This window comes from Plantibacter sp., from assembly GCF_059073635.1.
Map to the genome: position 1 here is coordinate 101,509 of NZ_JCACOF010000001.1, position 16,635 is coordinate 118,143.

The 16,635-nt window shown below is 70.2% G+C and carries 16 protein-coding genes, 3 tRNA genes and 1 pseudogene; 9 read left to right on the forward strand and 11 right to left on the reverse strand.

What is annotated here, in order from left to right; translation table 11 throughout:
* The 10 genes from AC5JOC_RS00440 to tilS form a co-directional block, all read right to left on the reverse strand.
* Entirely contained in the window at window positions 1–714 is a 714-nt protein-coding gene (locus AC5JOC_RS00440) for a Rossmann-like and DUF2520 domain-containing protein (protein ID WP_124768742.1), read from the reverse strand.
* Window positions 715–831: 117 nt separating this feature from the next.
* Window positions 832–2,532, reverse strand: coding sequence for a PH domain-containing protein (locus tag AC5JOC_RS00445; RefSeq protein WP_494244826.1), 1,701 nt, complete (start codon window positions 2,530–2,532; stop codon window positions 832–834).
* A complete protein-coding gene (locus AC5JOC_RS00450) occupies window positions 2,529–3,143 on the reverse strand; it encodes a PH domain-containing protein (protein ID WP_425357585.1) in 615 nt (204 codons plus the stop codon). The genes AC5JOC_RS00445 and AC5JOC_RS00450 overlap by 4 nt, the downstream gene beginning before the upstream one ends.
* Window positions 3,100–3,579 (reverse strand): DUF3180 domain-containing protein, encoded by a 480-nt coding sequence (locus AC5JOC_RS00455; protein ID WP_086474548.1) that lies wholly within the window; start codon window positions 3,577–3,579, stop codon window positions 3,100–3,102. Before AC5JOC_RS00455 ends, AC5JOC_RS00450 begins: the two co-directional genes overlap by 44 nt.
* Window positions 3,576–4,526, reverse strand: a complete 951-nt coding sequence (folK, locus tag AC5JOC_RS00460; RefSeq protein ID WP_494244828.1) for a 2-amino-4-hydroxy-6-hydroxymethyldihydropteridine diphosphokinase — start codon at window positions 4,524–4,526, stop codon at window positions 3,576–3,578. The genes AC5JOC_RS00455 and folK overlap by 4 nt, the downstream gene beginning before the upstream one ends.
* A complete protein-coding gene (gene folP, locus AC5JOC_RS00465; protein WP_079705156.1) occupies window positions 4,519–5,322 on the reverse strand; it encodes a dihydropteroate synthase in 804 nt (267 codons plus the stop codon). The genes folK and folP overlap by 8 nt, the downstream gene beginning before the upstream one ends.
* A gap of 4 nt (window positions 5,323–5,326) precedes the next feature.
* Window positions 5,327–5,989: a GTP cyclohydrolase I FolE gene (folE, locus tag AC5JOC_RS00470; protein WP_079705155.1), complete on the reverse strand. Its 663-nt coding sequence runs from the start codon at window positions 5,987–5,989 to the stop codon at window positions 5,327–5,329.
* Between the two features lie 5 nt (window positions 5,990–5,994).
* A complete protein-coding gene (gene ftsH, locus AC5JOC_RS00475) occupies window positions 5,995–8,013 on the reverse strand; it encodes an ATP-dependent zinc metalloprotease FtsH (RefSeq protein ID WP_079705154.1) in 2,019 nt (672 codons plus the stop codon).
* Window positions 8,014–8,167: 154 nt separating this feature from the next.
* Window positions 8,168–8,719 (reverse strand): hypoxanthine phosphoribosyltransferase, encoded by a 552-nt coding sequence (gene hpt / locus AC5JOC_RS00480; RefSeq protein WP_064294334.1) that lies wholly within the window; start codon window positions 8,717–8,719, stop codon window positions 8,168–8,170.
* A gap of 62 nt (window positions 8,720–8,781) precedes the next feature.
* A complete protein-coding gene (gene tilS / locus AC5JOC_RS00485) occupies window positions 8,782–9,789 on the reverse strand; it encodes a tRNA lysidine(34) synthetase TilS (protein WP_494244830.1) in 1,008 nt (335 codons plus the stop codon).
* 129 nt (window positions 9,790–9,918) lie between these two features.
* Here tilS and AC5JOC_RS00490 point away from each other — a divergent pair, with 129 nt between their 5' ends.
* A complete protein-coding gene (locus AC5JOC_RS00490) occupies window positions 9,919–10,410 on the forward strand; it encodes an inorganic diphosphatase (protein ID WP_079705152.1) in 492 nt (163 codons plus the stop codon).
* Between the two features lie 87 nt (window positions 10,411–10,497).
* Here AC5JOC_RS00490 and AC5JOC_RS00495 read toward each other — a convergent pair whose 3' ends face one another.
* Window positions 10,498–11,793 (reverse strand): M23 family metallopeptidase, encoded by a 1,296-nt coding sequence (locus tag AC5JOC_RS00495; RefSeq protein WP_249404640.1) that lies wholly within the window; start codon window positions 11,791–11,793, stop codon window positions 10,498–10,500.
* 292 nt (window positions 11,794–12,085) lie between these two features.
* On the opposite strand from AC5JOC_RS00495, the gene AC5JOC_RS00500 reads away from it, so the two are divergent.
* The 8 genes and pseudogenes from AC5JOC_RS00500 to AC5JOC_RS00535 all read left to right on the forward strand — a co-directional run.
* A tRNA-Glu gene (locus AC5JOC_RS00500) sits at window positions 12,086–12,161 on the forward strand.
* Between the two features lie 117 nt (window positions 12,162–12,278).
* A tRNA-Asp gene (locus tag AC5JOC_RS00505) sits at window positions 12,279–12,352 on the forward strand.
* 78 nt (window positions 12,353–12,430) lie between these two features.
* Window positions 12,431–12,503: transfer RNA gene (locus AC5JOC_RS00510), tRNA-Phe, on the forward strand.
* A 116-nt stretch (window positions 12,504–12,619) separates the two neighbouring features.
* Complete coding sequence (locus AC5JOC_RS00515) at window positions 12,620–13,096, forward strand: hypothetical protein (RefSeq protein ID WP_494244832.1); 477 nt, start codon at window positions 12,620–12,622, stop codon at window positions 13,094–13,096.
* A 363-nt stretch (window positions 13,097–13,459) separates the two neighbouring features.
* A complete protein-coding gene (locus AC5JOC_RS00520) occupies window positions 13,460–14,731 on the forward strand; it encodes an HNH endonuclease signature motif containing protein (RefSeq protein WP_494244833.1) in 1,272 nt (423 codons plus the stop codon).
* Window positions 14,732–15,109: 378 nt separating this feature from the next.
* Complete coding sequence (locus AC5JOC_RS00525) at window positions 15,110–15,568, forward strand: hypothetical protein (protein WP_064294389.1); 459 nt, start codon at window positions 15,110–15,112, stop codon at window positions 15,566–15,568.
* 42 nt (window positions 15,569–15,610) lie between these two features.
* Entirely contained in the window at window positions 15,611–16,210 is a 600-nt protein-coding gene (locus AC5JOC_RS00530; protein ID WP_494244834.1) for a TetR/AcrR family transcriptional regulator, read from the forward strand.
* A pseudogene (locus tag AC5JOC_RS00535) lies at window positions 16,207–16,617 on the forward strand (arsenate reductase ArsC); the annotation flags it as partial. The gene AC5JOC_RS00530 and the pseudogene AC5JOC_RS00535, both read left to right, overlap by 4 nt.
* Window positions 16,618–16,635: the final 18 nt, after the last annotated feature.

A 16,635-nucleotide genomic window follows, 5' to 3' on the forward strand; every position in this document is an offset into this window, starting at 1 on the left:
CTAGAGCAGCTCGTCGACGTCGGGCGTGGTCGCCCCGCGCAGCGCCTCGTCGACCGACGACCGCACGAGCGACGACAGGAAGCCGCCGGCGTTCTCCACGCCGATGTCCTGGAGCAGAGCCGTCGACTGCTGCACGACCGCGCGGGAGAAGCTCGCGGCCGTCTCCACCGCTTCGGCGTAGGCCGCACGATCGGCCTCGGCGATGATCACGGGCTCCGCGCCCATCTCGACCACGAGCGCCTGCCCGATCGGTTGGACGGGGGCCGGTGCGGTCACGGCGAACGACGTCTCGTGGAGCCGGGCGAGGTCGAGGCTCGTCCCGGTGAACACCATCGCGGGGTGCAACGCCAACGGGATGGCACCGGCGCGCGCTGCCGGAGCGAGCACCGCCGTCCCGAACCGAGCCGAGGTGTGCGCGACGAGCTGACCCGGCTGCCACGCACCGACCGCCGCGAGCCCTTCGACCAACGACGCGAGTTGCGCATCGGGTACGGCGATGACGACGAGTTCGCTCCGCTCGACCACCTCGGTCGGATCGAGCACCGGCACATCCGGCAACAGGGCGTTCGCCCGTTCGAGGCTCTCCTCCGACACCGCGGTGATGCCGACGATCGCATGTCCGGCTCCCCCGAGCGCCGCTCCGATGACCGGGCCGACGCGACCACTCCCGATGATCCCGACGCCGAGCCTGGCGCTCCGTCGTTCCGCGCTCACGTGGTCCTCCGGTCCTGGTCGGTCGTCGGGAACGGCACGGACGGTGCCGGGCGCTGCTCCTGCCACGGCTCGGCGTGCGCCCGCGTCGTCGGTTCGGTGCCGGACTGCGCCACCGGCTCATCGAGGTAGGGCGCCGTCGCCTGCGCCTCGGTCGGGCTGGTGCTCGGGGTCGAAGCTCGCCCACCGGTGGCTGCGGTCGGTCGACTGCGCGACCACGATCGCCGCCGACGCCGCGTCGAACATCCGCACCGCCTCGTCGCGGGCCATGGCCGGGAGCTTGGCGATCACCGGGCCAGGGACCGTGTGCGCGGTCGCGGAGGCGAGGTCGAGCGCGCGCAGGAGCGGCCCCTGGTCGATCCGGATGCTCTGCAGGCGTGCGAGCGGGAGGATGTGGAGTTTGCGCCAGACCACCCCCTGCCGGAACAGCAGCATCCCGTCGCGCAGGGCGTAGCCGGTACGACGCCAGGAGAACCAGTTGATCCATCGCGAGCGGCGGGGCGAGCCCACGAAACCGACGCCGTCGCGTGTGGCGAGGGCCGACTGCAGGGGCGCCCAGGCGCTGCCGTCGATGCGGCCCGCGAGCATCAACTCCACGACCTGGGCGGCGTCCACGAGCGACCCGACCGGCAACACCGTGTTGCTCGTCGCACCCCGAGCAGCCTGCTCCAGTGACAGGCCGGCCTTGTTGATCCGGACCCGCCACCAGCCGAACGGGCGCCAGATGATGGGCTGTGACACCTCGATCGCGTGGATCCGTCCGGGCGGGACGGTGTCGTTCGTCGTCGAGAAGAGCCCGAAGCCGATGCGGACGCCCGAGGGCGTCGCGGCGATGCTGTAGCGCAGCGACTTCGTCACGCTCGACCAGACGAAGGCCCCGAGACTCAGCACCATCGGGACGAGCCAGAACCAGGCCCAGTCCAGCCCGTTGACGAGGAGCACGACGCCGGCCACGACCGAGATCAGGACGATCACGGTGAACGGGCTGAGCAGCGTGGATCCGACCAGGCGTCCGAGCGTCAAGCGCACGACGGAGTCCGGCACCGCCTCCTCCGGGTCGAGTTCGGGCGAGATGAAGTCGTCGACGCGCTCGGTGACGAACCGGGACACCCCGCCGGCGCCGTCGGGCACCGATTGCGGCGGCAGGGTCGGGTCGGCCGGGTCGCCGGCTGCGGCGGTCTGCCGGCGTTCGGCGAGCTTCACCCCGCTCGCGAGCGTGAGGACGTCCCGGCGGAGGCCGTCGGCGTCGGCACCGTACAGGTACTCGAGTTTGACGTTCGCGTCCTGGCCCGCGACGCTCACGTTGATGCGGGAGGCCCCGATGAGCCTGGCGAGGAGCGGCTTCTCGATGGAGACGCCCTGGATGCGGTCGAGCTTGGCTTTGCGGTTCGTGCGGAACAGGATCCCGCTGCGCACCTCCACCGCCTCGTCGGTCACCCGGAACGTGTGCATGCGCCATGAGAACCAGAACACGGCGATGACCACGATGAGCCCGACGGCGATCGCGAGGAGCACCCACCCGACGAAGCCGTGGTTGAGGATGTAGTCGATCGGGTCGGTCGGCTGCTCCATCCCCGGGGCGGGGATGAAGAACTCGATGAGGCGCTCGCGGAGGTTCGCGATGACGATGCCGAGGATGGCGACGAACGCGATCCCGCCTCGGAGCAACGGCGTCGCCGGGTGCAGCCGGTGCCACTGCCCGTCGACGAGACTCTGTCCGGCCACCCGTGGGACGATCGCCTCGGCCGTCGGCTTCACCCGAGGACCCGCGGCCGGAGCCTCGAACCGCTCCGGCGGTCCTGCCGCCTGGTGCTCGCTCACAGTCCGGTCCGCCGGCTCTCCGCCACGGCGACCAGATGGTCGCGCAGCCCCTCGGCCTCGGCTTCCGGCAACCCGTTGATCACCACTCCGGTCGAGGCGGAGGCGGTCACGAACTTGAGGTCGGCGAGGCCGAACGCCCGCGAGAGGGGCCCGCGGTTGATGTCGACGAGCTGCATGCGCCCGTACGGCACGGCGACGAAGCGCTGCCACATGATCCCTCGGCGGAACAACAGGTCGTCCGCGCGCAGTTGGTACCCGATCGATCGGATGCGACGCGGGATGAACGCCGCGGCGATCAGGGAGATCACGGCGAAGGCGGCGAACGGCCACCAGATCCAGGTCCAGTCCCAGACGAGCGCGACGAAGACCACGGCCGCCGTGACGAGCACGAGGCCGGCGCCCTCGGAGATGAACTCGACGGCGATGAGCTTGCGACTCACGCGGCGCCACTCGGCATCAGGCAGTTCCAGCCGCTTGCCGCTCTGCTCCGCAGGGTCGGCCTGGACCGTCTCCGGCGACGACAGCTCCTCCAGCGGCGTCTCGATCAGCGGCCGCTCGGCGGGCTGATCAGGTGTGGGACGGGGCTCCCCCGGGTGCGGCGTCGTCATCATCATCCTTCGGAACGGTGCAGAACCACTCGGCCACCAAGGCGGCGACGACGAGTGCGACGGATCCCACGATGGACGCGATCACCAGCCACAACGAGCCTATCGCGGGCAGGATCGGGCGGGTCAGGACGAAGAGCAGGATCCCGACGGTCGCCCCGGCCACCAGGGAGCCCGCATGGCTCGAGGCCTTCGCGAGCGCGGCGACCCGCATGGCGCGGAACGGATCGATCCGACGGGTGGCGCGACCGGTCGTGCTGCGGCGGATCGGCCAGGACAGGGCGATGAGGATGATCGCGACCGCCACGAGCGAGACCGCGAGGGTGACGGGCGGGATGATCGACGCGCGTCCGCCGGAGACCATCGCGACCTCGACGAGGAAGCCGAAGACGACGCCCACCCCGGCGAGGACGATGAGCGGTGTCGCGGTGGTGCGGGTCACGGGTGCGTGCCGTCGTCGGGGACCACGGAGCCGTCCTTGGCGGCCGCGAGGGTGTCGAGGCGGCCGACGCCGGGCAGCGTCGCGTCGGGGTCGAGGAGCAGCCAGGGCACGACGACGAAGCCGCGCTCGGCGGCTCGCGGGTGCGGGACCGTCAGGCGTTCGTCGTCGATCGTCTCGTCGTCGTAGGCGACGAGGTCGAGGTCGAGCGTCCGATCGCCCCAGCGTTCCTCGCGGACGCGGCCGTGCGCGAGTTCGATCCGCTGGAGTTCGTCGAGGAGCGCGTGCGGCTGGAGGCGGGTGCGGACGGCAGCGACACCGTTGAGGTAGGCCGGAGCCGACTCGTCGACGCCGGACGACTTGACGGCCGCGCTCGAGACGAGCGGCGACGGCCGCACCTCGAGCACCCCGTCGACGGCGGCGAGGTCGTCCACCGCCTGTGCGATCGTCGCGCGGCGGTCCCCCAGGTTGGCCCCGATGGCCACGACGGCCCAGACGGCGCGCGGCTTCGGTGGTCCGGGCCGACGGGCGGGGTCGTGGATCGGTGTGCGCGAGACCATCAGACGGCCCGCCCGGCCTGCGGTGCGGTCGGCCTGGGTGCGCTCGATCGTCACCGCCACGTCCGCGAAGGGCACCGTGATGGGGGCGCTCGGCTTGTGCACGGTGACCCGGACCGCCTCCGCGCGCTCGTTCGCGAGCACCACGTCGGCGATGCGCTCGGCCACCGTTTCAATGAGGTCGACCGGGTCGCGCTCCACGGCCGCGACGACCGCCTCGGCGAGCTCGCCGTAGTGCATGGTCGCGCCGAGCTCGTCGCCGCCGGCGGCCGGGCGGAGGTCCAGCGACACGGTGACGTCGATGACGAACTCCTGTCCGGCCTCGCGCTCGAAGTCGAAGACGCCGTGGTGCGCGAACGCACGCAGGCCCGTGAGGGTGATCGAATCAGTCATCGGCTCCACCTTGCCATGCATCGAGGGTATCGAGAGCGAGTCTGGTTGCGGCGACGTCGTGGACGCGCACACCCCAGGCTCCGGCCTGCGCGGCCAGCACGCTCACCACGGCGCTCGGCAGGTCGCGCGCCTCCATCGGGGCGTCCTCGGGGAGGAGCGCTCCGATGAACCGCTTGCGGGACGCGCCCACCAGCACCGGGTACCCGAGCTCGCGCAGCAGGTCGAGTCGGGCGAGGATGCGCCAGTTGTGCTCGGCGTGCTTGGAGAACCCCAGGCCGGGATCGACGACGATCCGGCCGGGGTCGACGCCCTGACCGCGGAGGGTCGTCACCCGGTCGTCGAGTTCCCGAGCGACGTCGACCGCCGCGTCGGTGTAGGTGGCGCGGCTCGCCATGTCGGCCGAGTGCCCGCGCCAATGGCTGATGACGCAATCGAGACCGGACGCCGCCATGACGCCCGGCATGCGATCGTCGGCGAGGCCACCGGAGACGTCGTTGATGATCGAGGCACCGGCGTCGGCCGCGGCACGGGCGGTCTCCGCGTTCATCGTGTCGATACTCACTCGCGCACCAGCGGCGGCCAGTGCGGCGATGACGGGTGCGACCCGGTGCTGCTCCTCGCGGGTGTCGACCCGGGCGGCACCGGGCCGGGTCGATTCGCCGCCGACGTCGATGATGGTCGCGCCGGCCGCGATGAGCTCGAGCCCGTGGGCGACGGCGTCGTCGACGTCCAGGTACCGGCCGCCGTCGCTGAACGAGTCGGGGGTGACGTTGACGACGCCCATGATCTGGAACATGCGATCACCCCGCCTGGTCGGCGGACGCGCCGATCAGGACCATCAGCTCGGCCCGTGCAGCCGGATCGGCCAGGGCTCCACGGCTGGCGATGGTGACGGTGGTGCTCGTCAGCTGGCGTGACCCGCGCATCGAGACGCAGCCGTGTGCGGCCTGGAGCACGACGAGGACGCCGCGGGGCGCGAGCCGTTCGACGAGGGTGTCGGCGATCTGCTCGCTGAGGCGCTCCTGGACCTGCGGGCGCGAGGCGAGTGTGTCGACGAGCTTCGGCAGGGCACCGAGTCCGATGACGAGTTCGTCGGGCAGGTAGGCGATGTGCGCCGTGCCGAGGAACGGGAGCAGGTGGTGCTCGCAGACGGAACGGAAGGCGATGTCGCGGACGAGCACGACGTCGCTGGTCGCGCCCTCCTCGATCGGGATGGGGCGCGCCAGGTGCACACCGGCGTCCTGACCGACGCCACCGAAGAACTCGGCGTACGCATCGGCGACACGCGTCGGGGTGTCGGCGAGGCCGTCGCGGGAGGGGTCCTCGCCGATCGCCTCGAGGATCTCGAGGACCGCTGCGGCGATCCGCTCGCGGTCCACGGACGACCGCGAGGCCGAGCCCTGATCGGGCTCGGCCTGCGCGGCTGCGACCGCGTCGTCCGCGGTGTGCTCGCCGTGGGTCATGCGGGCTAGGCGGTCGCCGGTCGCGGCTTCGTCGCGCGGGTGCGCTTGGGCTTCACGGGAGCCTCGGGCTCGGGCTCCGAGCTCACACCGCCGTCTGCCGCACCGGAGTCGATGGGTGCGGTGAAGGACGCGGAACCGACGGCCGAACCCGACCCGACGGGACGCTTCTTGCTGGACAGCCAGACGGGGCGCGGCGGGAGCTTCTTGACGTCCTTGAAGATCTCGGCCAGCTGGTTGTGGTCGAGGGTCTCCTTCTCCATCAGCTCGGCGGCGAGGCGGTCGAGCACGGCCCGGTTGGTCGTGATGACCTGCCAGGCTTCGTCGTGTGCGGCCTCGATGAGCTCGCGGACCTGGGCGTCGACCCGCTGCGCGATCTCCTCCGAGTAGTCGCGCTGGTGGCCCATGTCGCGGCCGAGGAACATCTCGCCCGAGGACTGCCCGAGCTTGACGGCACCGACGTCGGTGGTCATGCCGTACTCGGTGACCATCTTGCGAGCGATGCCCGTGGCCTTCTCGATGTCGTTCGACGCACCCGTGGTCGGGTCGTGGAACACGAGCTCCTCGGCGACGCGGCCGCCCATCGCGTAGGCGAGCTGGTCGAGCAGCTCGTTGCGCGTGACGGAGTACTTGTCTTCGAGGGGCAGGACCATCGTGTAGCCGAGGGCACGGCCGCGCGGGAGGATCGTGACCTTCGTGACCGGGTCGGTGTTGTTCATCGCCGCCGCAGCGAGCGCGTGCCCGCCCTCGTGGTAGGCGGTGATGAGCTTCTCCTGCTCGCGCATGACGCGCGTGCGGCGCTGCGGGCCGGCGATGACGCGGTCGATGGCCTCGTCGAGAGCGCGGTTGTCGATCAGCTGGGCGTTGGAGCGCGCCGTGAGCAGCGCGGCCTCGTTGAGGACGTTGGCGAGGTCGGCACCGGTGAAGCCGGGCGACTTGCGGGCGACGACCTCGAGGTCGACGCTCGCGGCGAGCGGCTTGCCCTTGCCGTGCACCTCGAGGATCTTCTTTCGGCCGGCGAGGTCGGGGGCGTCGACGCCGATCTGGCGGTCGAAGCGGCCCGGGCGCAGGAGCGCGGGGTCGAGGATGTCGGGGCGGTTGGTCGCGGCGATCAGGATGACGTTCGTCTTGACGTCGAAGCCGTCCATCTCGACGAGGAGCTGGTTGAGGGTCTGCTCGCGCTCGTCGTGTCCGCCGCCCATGCCGGCACCGCGGTGGCGACCGACGGCGTCGATCTCGTCGACGAAGATGATCGCGGGCGAGTTCTCCTTGGCCTGCTGGAAGAGGTCGCGGACGCGGCTCGCACCGACACCGACGAACATCTCGACGAAGTCGGAACCGGAGATCGAGTAGAACGGCACGCCGGCTTCACCGGCGACGGCGCGGGCGAGGAGCGTCTTGCCCGTTCCGGGAGGGCCGTACAGCAGGACGCCCTTCGGGATGCGCGCACCGACGGCCTGGAACTTCGCGGGCTCCTTGAGGAAGTCCTTGATCTCCTCGAGCTCCTCGATCGCCTCGTCGGCACCGGCGACGTCGTCGAAGGTCACCTTCGGCGACTCCTTCGAGACGAGCTTCGCCTTCGACTTGCCGAACTGCATGACCTTGTTGCCGCCGCCCTGCATGCCGGAGAGCATCAGCCAGAAGAAGACACCGATGAGGAGCAGCGGGAGGAGGAGTCCGAGCATCGACAGGAGCCAGCTCGGCTGGGGCACCTTGTCGTTGTAGCCACCGGACGGGTCTGCGGCGTCGACGGCCTCGACCACGTCGGCCGCACGGGCGCCGACGTAGTAGAACTGCACCTGCTTGCCGAACTCGTCGTCCGCCTTCGTCAGCGTGAGGTCGACTCGCTGGTCGCCGTCGGTGATGACGGCCTCCTTGACCTGACCCTTCTCGAGGAAGGCGAGACCCTCTTGCGTGGAGACCTCACGGAAGCCGTTCATGCTCATCAGGCTGATGCCGATCCAGAAGACCAGGGCGGCGATGATGAGGTACGGGATGGGACCCTTGAAGAGACGCTTGACGTTCATAAGTTGAGAGGCCGGGGCTGGCCCGTTCCCTTTCTGCAGGAGGGGTCGACGGGCGGAGCCGCGTCGGAAATCAGGCTACCCCCTCGCCGCTGGATGCCTCCCCTGTGTTTGCCGTGGGCTTAACGGGGGTGCGGTGTGAGGTCGGTGGAGTGGTTCAGGCGTAGACGTGCGGGGCGAGGACGCCGACGTCGCGGAGGTTACGGTACTTCTCGTCGAAGTCGAGACCGTACCCGACGACGAAGTCGTTCGGGATGTCGAAACCGACGTACTTGCACTCGACGTGCACCTTGGCGGCCTCGGGCTTGCGGAGGAGCGCGCAGACCTCGATGGACGCGGCTCCGCGCGAGGCGAAGTTCTCGAGCAGCCAGGAGAGGGTGAGGCCGGAGTCGATGATGTCCTCGACGATCAGGACGTGGCGGCCCGTGAGGTCGGCGTCGAGGTCCTTGCGGATCTGGACGACACCGCTCGACTTCGTGCCGGCGCCGTACGAGCTGACGGCCATCCAGTCCATCGAGAGCGGGATGCGGAGTTCGCGCGCGAGGTCGGCCATGACCATGACCGCACCCTTCAGCACGCCGACGAGCAGGACGTCCTTCCCGGCGTAGTCGGTCTCGATCTGCCGGGCGAGTTCGGCGAGCTTGTCGCGGATCTCCTGCTCGGTGACGAGGATGGTCGTGAGGTCGTCGGAAATGTCGCTCTGCTCCATGCGTCGAGTGTATGCGAGATGACCCGGAAGCCCGTGCGCCTCCTGCTCGGAGAGCCCGGCGGTCAGCGGGCCGCGAAGACGATGCGTCCCGCGTGTCGGGACGCCGTCAGGCCGGGCAGGTCGATCGGACCCTGGCCCGCCCAATCGGTGACGAGCCGCGCGACCTCGATCGTCTGCGACCGCGTGAGCGAGACGCCGAACTCGCTCTGCACGATGTACCGGATGATCCGCTGGCGGAGCGCTGCCGGGTTGGCCGCGAGTGCCCCGGCACTGACGGAGATCCCGGCCTCGGCGTGCTCGACGAGCTCCTCGATGGTCTCCTCGATCATCTCCTCGAACGCTTCCGCGTCCTCCCGGGCGGCGTCGGCGGTGCGGGCGAGGGCCTCGGCGATCCCCGGCCCGAGCTCCGCCTCGAGCACCGGCAGGACCCGTTCCCGGACCCGGACCCGCGCGTAGGCGTCGTCGGTGTTGTGCGGGTCGTGCCACGGTTCGAGTCCTTCGGCAGCGCACGCCTCGCGGGTCTGGGAGCGCCGGATCCCGAGCAGGGGTCGGAGGAGCGCACCGGAGACGGGCGCCATCCCCTGGAGGCTGCCGGTTCCGGACCCGCGAGCGAGGCCGAGGAGCACGGTCTCCGCCTGGTCGTCGAGGGTGTGCGCGAGCAGCACCAGGGACGCGCCGACCTCGACTCGCGCGGCGTCGAGTGCGGTGTACCGGGCCGCCCGTGCCGCGGCCTCCGGTCCACCCTCGGAGCCCACCTCGACGACCCGGACGAGGACGGGGTCGAGCCCGAGGGCACGCGCCTGGTCCGCGGCACGCGCCGCGACGTCGGCCGAGCCCGGTTGCAGTCCGTGGTCGACGATCACGGCGCCGGCCCGCAGACCGACCTTTCCGGCTTCGAACGCGGTCGCGGCGGCGAGCGCGAGCGAGTCGGCGCCACCGCTCAGTGCGACGAGCAGGTCGGCACCGGCGACGTCACGCGACGCCGTGGGCGCCGTGCCCGCGATCGCGTCGCGCACCGCCTTCCGGAGGGCGGCGACGGACGGGTGGAGCGGGGGTCGGACGTCGTTCACGCGGACCACGCTATTGCACCGCGCCGAGCGCCTCCCCACACCGTTCGCTCCGGGACGCATCGGTTATGGTTGGTCCTCGTCGGCGACCGCGCCGACTCAACGTCATCCAACCGCGCAAGGAGCAGGCTTATGGCCGAGTACGACGCCGTCATCGAGATCCCGCGGGGCAGCCGCAACAAGTACGAGATCGACCACGAGACCGGTCGGGTCTTCCTGGACCGCGTCCTGTTCACGAGCTTCGTCTACCCCGCCGACTACGGCTTCTTCGAGAACACCCTCGGCGAGGACGGCGACCCGGTCGACGTCCTGGTCCTGCTCGACTTCCCGACCTTCCCGGGCGTCGGCATCAAGGTCCGCCCCGTCGGCGTGCTGCACATGACGGACGACGGCGGCGGCGACGACAAGGTCATCGCCGTGCAGTACAAGGACCCGCGCTGGTCGCACATCCAGGACCTGACCGACATCCCGCAGGCGACGCGCGACGAGATCGAGCACTTCTTCGTCCACTACAAGGACACCGAGCCCGGCAAGTGGGCGCGGATCGACGGCTGGGGCGACGCCGCAGCGGCCGAGAAGATCATCCTCGCGGGCTTCGACAAGCTCAAGGCGGAGGGTCACTGACCCACTGCGGACCTCCGCACACCGCACGACGAAGCGGCCGGCACCCTCGGGTGCCGGCCGCTTCGTCGTGCGGGTCGCTGCGCTCGGTCAGCCGAGCGGCGCCCCGCGGTCGGCCATGAACGGCTGCGCGTCGATCGCACTGCCGTTGATGCGGACCTCGAAGTGCAGGTGGCAGCCGGTGGAGGCACCGGTCGTGCCGACGTAGGCGATGACCTGTCCGGCGGAGACCTGGTAGCCGACGCCGACCTGGATGCCACCGTTCACGATGTGCGCGTAGCCGGTCGAGACGCCGGAGCCGTGGTCGATGAGGATGAAGTTGCCGTACGTGCCGTACCAACCGGCGTAGGTCACGGTGCCGGAGGTCGCCGCGTAGATCGGGATGCCGCAGCCGCCCGCGATGTCGGTGCCGCGGTGGAAGCTGCCTGAGCTGCCGCCGCCCGTGGAGATCGGATCGCGGTAGCCGTAGGTGCCCGAGATGCTGCCGGAGGCCGGGATCGCCCAGCCCTGGCTGCTGAGCTGACCGCCGTCGGCGCTCTCGCCACGCGCGGCCGCTGCCGCAGCTTCGGCGGCCTTCCGCGCGGCCTCGCCGGCTTCGAAGTCCTTGACCGTCTTCGCGGTCGTGTCCTGCAGCGCCGTCAGCTGGGCGTTGAGCGTGACGATCAGCTCCTGGTTCTTCTCGAGCTTCGCCGCCGCCGCGGACGCCGCCGCCTGGGCGGCCTCCATGGCCGCCTGCGCCGCCTGCCGGAGCGACTCGCGCTCGTCGCGGGCGACACCGGCCTGTTCACCGAGCGCAGCCGCGGTGTTGCGCGCGGCGACCGCCTGCTCGTAGACGCCGTTGCTGTGCTCGGCGACCTGGTTCATGTTGCCGAGCTTCGACAGGAGGTCGGTCGCGCCCTTGCTCTCGCCGTCGAGGAAGAGGCTCAGGCTGAGGTCGGCGCCGCCGGAGCGGTAGAGCTGCGAGGCGACCCGACCGGCCTGCTTCGTCGCGGTGTCGGCCTCGGCCGTCTTGGCGTCGGCCTGCGACTGGATCGCGGTGGCTCTGGCGTCGGCCTCGAAGAAGGCCTCCTCAGCGGCCTGGAACTCCGTACCGCGCTTCTCGGCCTCGTCCTGGGCGACCTGCAGCTCGTCCTGCAACTGGACGATGAAGTTCTTGATGTTCGTGACCTCGGCGGCCTTGGCGGCCTCGTTGCCCTTCGCGGCCTGGACGTCGTCCCACGAGGGGTAGTCGGCTGCCGACGCCGGGCCGGCGACGCCGAAGGAGCCGACGATCGCGAGCGACATGACGATGGCGGCGGTGAGGCGTCCTCGCCACCGCACGGAGGACGCCGATCCGGCGTTGGTCGTCCGGCTTCGGCGCCAAGCGCCGGCAAGCTTCTTGCTCATGAAGTAGGGGCCCATCTCGGTTCGCTGCAGTCACATCGGTCACATCGGTACCACTGTCCACGCTAGCCCGACGGGGGTCGGGACCGGCTGTGGACACTCCCGTCGGCCGCGGCATCCGGGAGTGGTCCACGCCAGAGGCTAACCCCGGCCGGGGGCCGTGGAGCGGTCATTCGGCGCCTGTCGTCAGATCCGGCATGGAGCGCCGAATCGCTGCTCCGCGAACCCGATTTTGGATTCGGCGGTTTCATCCGTATGCTTGTCGCTCGGTAGTCATGAAGCTTCAGGGCTTCGCGGCCCTATCGTTTAGCGGCCTAGGACACCGCCCTTTCACGGCGGCAGCACGGGTTCGAATCCCGTTGGGGTCACCACCGACTACTGGAAAAACAGCCGCTCGGATTCAGGTATAGTGAGTCTGCGCGACTGCGAGAAGCACCGAGTAACACCAGCATCACCGCAGTTCGCATCACCAGCAATTCAACATGTATGGCCCTGTAGCGCAGTTGGTTAGCGTGCCGCCCTGTCACGGCGGAGGTCGCGGGTTCAAGTCCCGTCAGGGTCGCAAAAGGTCGGAAGCCCTCTCGCAAGGGAGGGCTTCTGCTTTTGAGACATCGTCGCCGTTCGTGCAGCTGATGTACTCGGCTCTGTAGCTCAGTTGGTAGAGCGCACGACTGAAAATCGTGAGGTCACGGGATCGACGCCCGTCGGAGCCACGGAACCCCCACCTAGCTTCTACATGGTGGGGGTTCTTTTTTTGCCCGGACGCCCGCGAACACCCACGCCACCACCCGAGTTGCCACTCCTGGCCCACGGCGGACAGACTCGCACTGTGGAATCGAAACCGTCACGCTGGGTGACCGCCTCCGTACTCGCAGTCCTGCTCGGCACGTCGCTCGTCGCCTGCTCGGACACGCGGTACGGACTGCCACGTGGTGAGGCCGTCGGCACCTGGCGCAGCGGGGACACCCGGCTCGAGCTCGCCGACGACGGGACCTTCGAGGCCACCGCCTGGCCCTCGGATGTCCAGTGCAGTCTTGACGACGACCCCCGCGCGGACGACCCGATCGACTTCTCCGGGACCTGGATGGTGGACAACGAGGGGACCAATCGAGACCTCGTCCTCCATCCCGGCGACGGCGCATGCGAGACGTCCCGGATCACCTCCGACGTGCGGAGCGACGACGGTCTCGCGCGCCTGTGCGTCCACGCCCGCGGATCCTTGTCCGGCCCGGCCGAGAACTTCTTCACCCTGTATCAGGGTGATCCTCCGGAGACCGAGGATCCGGATCGCTGCCTGAACTACTAGCCCGCCCGGGCAGACGAGTCTCACCCGTCCGATCCCTGAACCTTCCCCGCTCCCTGCGGCCTGTCGAAGGGCGCACGGAGAAGCATCCAAGACCAGCGACACCCATCCGGTCCCTGAGCCTGTCGAAGGGTACTCGTAGGCACTTCGACAAGCTCAGTGACCGGAAGAGGTGCACCCGCACTCACTCCGGTCTCCGCGCAACCTTCCCCGGTCCCTGAGCTTGTCGAAGGGCGCCCGGGAGAACCCCGCGAATCCGGCATGCCTCCTCCGGTCCCTGAGCCTGTCGAAGGGCACACGAGGAGACTCCCACATCCGAGACGACTCGGCATCTGGAATGTCAGTGGTCCATGATGGACTTGTCCCATGACCGAGACCACCCCAACCGCGACCCGCGCAGGCGACGAATACGCCGCGCAACTCGCGGAGTTCTCGGACGAGTGGACTGAGATCCACCGGCAACAGGCCGACCTGGACGCGCGGAAGGCGCGCCTCCTCGCCCGCTCCGCCGCCTACGCGGACGCCTTCGCGGACGCCACGGTCCCGGCCATCTTCCCGCCGGCCGAGCGTCAGGCGCTGTCCCGTCGGTCGACGTGCGCGGCCCTCGCGATGGCGACCCGGATGCCGGAGCGGACCGTCCAGCGTGCGACGAACGATGCCGAACGTCTCGTCAACGACGCACCCGTCGTGCTGGCGTCGCTGGAGGCGGGGCGGATCTCGGCGCGGCATGCGCAGGTGATCACCGACCAGCTCGGTGACGTCCCTGCTGCTGGGCGGGCGGTGTTCCTCGAGCAGGTGCTGCCGGTCGCCGAAGGTGCGACCGTCTCGTACCTCCGGCAACGCGCTCGCATCATCCGCGAGCGCCTCCACCCCGAGTCCATCACCGCCCGAGCGGTCCGCTCCGAGGCCGACCGCCGGGTCGAGTTCGAACCCGCAGCCGACGGCATGGCCTGGGTGCACCTCTTCACCACGGCGCCGATCGCGCAGGGCATCATCGAGCGCGTCGAAGCAGCCGCGGCGGAGTCGCGCGCTGCCGGCGACACCCGCACGTGCGCGCAGCTGCAGGCGGACGCCCTCGCGGCCCTCGCGCTCACCGGCGTGACCCCGGACGACGTGATGTCGAGCCCGGTGCTCCCGCACCCGATCGAGGTCCAGGAGCACATCAAGCCCACCGTGCAGATCACCGTCCCGGCGTTGAGCATGGCCGGTGTCAGCGACGCCCCGGCCACCCTCGACGGCTACGGCCCGATCGACCCGGAGACCGCAGCACGTATCGCGGTGAACGCGCCCAGCTTCACCCGGATCCTCGTCCAGCCGGAAACCGGCGCGGTCCTCTCAGTCGGGCGGAATCAGTACCGCGTTCCCGCCGACCTGCAACGCGCGGTCCGCCTCCGGGACGGCACCTGTCGCGCACCGGGCTGCGGCAGGCGAGCCCGGGCCTGCGACCTCGACCACTCGGTCGCATGGGAAGACGGCGGAACGACGGATGTCGGTAACCTCGCCTGTCTCTGTCGACATCACCACCGGATGAAGCACCTGCCCGGGTGGAACCTCGAACACGGACCCGGCGGGGTCCTCGACTGGACGACACCCGACGGCAAACACCACCGGACCGAACCGGACCCCGCACCGTTCTGACCGTTTCCGGTCCCTGGGCTGCGCCGCACTGAGCTTGTCGAAGTGTCGAAGGGTTCCCCGTGGGCACTTCGACAAGCTCAGCGACCGAGAAAAGTGTGCCCGGAACGATGAGGCGTCCTCGTGGGCACTTCGACAAGCTCAGTGACCGGGGTGGACTGTGCTCGCACGCTTTCGATCCCTGAGCCTGTCGAAGGGCACCTCGGTTGCGCCGGCTCCGTGGCCGGGAACGGTACGGCCGGATCGCTTCGGTCCCTGAGCCTGTCGAAGGGCAGGCGGGGTGCTCTCGCTCGGTGCGCGGGAGGACATCCGCCGGCTCACATCGTGCACCTCCGTCCGCAAGCCCCAGACATCCGGGGCCGATCCGGACAGACTGGTCGTATGAGTTCTGCAGACGACCGCACGACCGACGGCCCCGACGACGCCCACCGAGTCCCCGCAGGGGTCGACGACGCGACCGTGGAAGCGGTCGGCAAAGTGACCGAGGCGCTCGAAGTGGTCGAGCAGGCGCGCGGCATGCTCTACGGCTTCCATCGCCTGACCGGCAAAGCGGACCTCGCGCTCGGCGAAGCCGCGGACGCCCTGCGCGAAGCCGGACACGACGCCCTCGCCGACCGGATCGACACCGAGCTGGTCGGACGCAACGTCATCGACGGACGCTGGACGTTCCAGATCGTCGAAGACTACGACGGCAACTACTGGGAACCGTTCCGCACGCTCGAGGCGGAGGTCCGCAACGAACTGGCGGGCGGCCGACGCCACCTCGCGGAAGCCGCCATGAAGGAGGACCGCCGCACGCACGGCGCGCCCCACCACGAAGCCACACCGCCGACGGTCTGAAGCCGCACGGCATGAGGGCCGCGTGCCGTTAGGCTCGATCCGATGACCGATGCACCCGTTTCCCGGACGAAGTTCTCCCGCCAACGGGTGATCGTCGGAGCCGCCGAGTTCGCCGACACGTATGGCGCCGACGCCCTCACGCTCGCCGCCCTGGCCCGCGAGCTCGACACCTCGGCACCGGCCCTCCTCAAGCACGTCCGCAGCACCGAGGACCTCCGCGCCGCCGTCGCCCAGCTCGCCCTCGCCCAACTGGCCAGCGGACTCGACATCGCGACGACCAGTCTGAGCGGGTCCCCTGCACTCACCGCGCTGGCCGACGGGTACCGCCGCTTCGCCCTCGCCTATCCCGGTCGGTACGCCCTCGCGTTCTCGATCGAGGACGTCCGCGCCGACACCGGCGAGCCGGCCGACCGCGAGCTCGTGATGCTCGTCGAACGGGCACTCGCGGGGCGCGGTCTCGACAGCGTGGCGATGACGGACGCCGGACGCATCGTCCGGGCGGCCCTCCACGGCTTCGTGTCCCTCGAGCTCGTCGGCGGCTTCACCCGCGGCGCCGACCCCGCCACCAGCTACGCTGCCCTCGTGGACCTGCTCGACCATTCGTCCGCGCTCGGCTCACGCCACCTCCAGGAGACGCCATGACCAGCACGACCACCACCGCCCCGACCGTCCTCTTCGTCTGCGTGCACAACGCCGGTCGCTCCCAGATCGCAGCCGGCTTCCTCGACGCCCTCGCCGGCGACCGGGTCGAGGTGCTGTCGGCCGGGAGCGAACCGAAGGACCGGATCAACACCGTGGCGGTGGAGGCGATGGCCGAACACGGCATCGACATCACCGCAGCCGTGCCCCGCATCCTCACGACCGACGCCGTCCGGGCGTCCGACGCGGTCATCACGATGGGCTGCGGCGACGCCTGCCCGATCTTCCCCGGCAAGCGCTACGAGGACTGGGAACTCGAGGATCCGGCCGGGCAAGGCATCGAGGCCGTCCGCCGCATCCGCGACGACATCGAGGAGCGGATCGCCGCACTGTTCGTCGAACTCGTGCCCGCCGAGGCGTCCGAGTTC

Excerpts from the sequence above, each read along its gene's own strand:
- AC5JOC_RS00450 (WP_425357585.1), bottom strand. The coding sequence starts at position 3,143 with ATGATGACGACGCCGCACCCGGGGGAGCCCCGTCCCACACCTGATCAG.
- folK (WP_494244828.1), bottom strand. The coding sequence starts at position 4,526 with ATGACTGATTCGATCACCCTCACGGGCCTGCGTGCGTTCGCGCACCAC.
- folP (WP_079705156.1), bottom strand. The coding sequence starts at position 5,322 with ATGTTCCAGATCATGGGCGTCGTCAACGTCACCCCCGACTCGTTCAGC.
- folE (WP_079705155.1), bottom strand. The coding sequence starts at position 5,989 with ATGACCCACGGCGAGCACACCGCGGACGACGCGGTCGCAGCCGCGCAG.
- ftsH (WP_079705154.1), bottom strand. The coding sequence starts at position 8,013 with ATGAACGTCAAGCGTCTCTTCAAGGGTCCCATCCCGTACCTCATCATC.
- hpt (WP_064294334.1), bottom strand. The coding sequence starts at position 8,719 with ATGGAGCAGAGCGACATTTCCGACGACCTCACGACCATCCTCGTCACC.
- AC5JOC_RS00490 (WP_079705152.1), top strand. The coding sequence starts at position 9,919 with ATGGCCGAGTACGACGCCGTCATCGAGATCCCGCGGGGCAGCCGCAAC.
- AC5JOC_RS00495 (WP_249404640.1), bottom strand. The coding sequence starts at position 11,793 with ATGAGCAAGAAGCTTGCCGGCGCTTGGCGCCGAAGCCGGACGACCAAC.
- AC5JOC_RS00520 (WP_494244833.1), top strand. The coding sequence starts at position 13,460 with ATGACCGAGACCACCCCAACCGCGACCCGCGCAGGCGACGAATACGCC.
- AC5JOC_RS00525 (WP_064294389.1), top strand. The coding sequence starts at position 15,110 with ATGAGTTCTGCAGACGACCGCACGACCGACGGCCCCGACGACGCCCAC.
- AC5JOC_RS00530 (WP_494244834.1), top strand. The coding sequence starts at position 15,611 with ATGACCGATGCACCCGTTTCCCGGACGAAGTTCTCCCGCCAACGGGTG.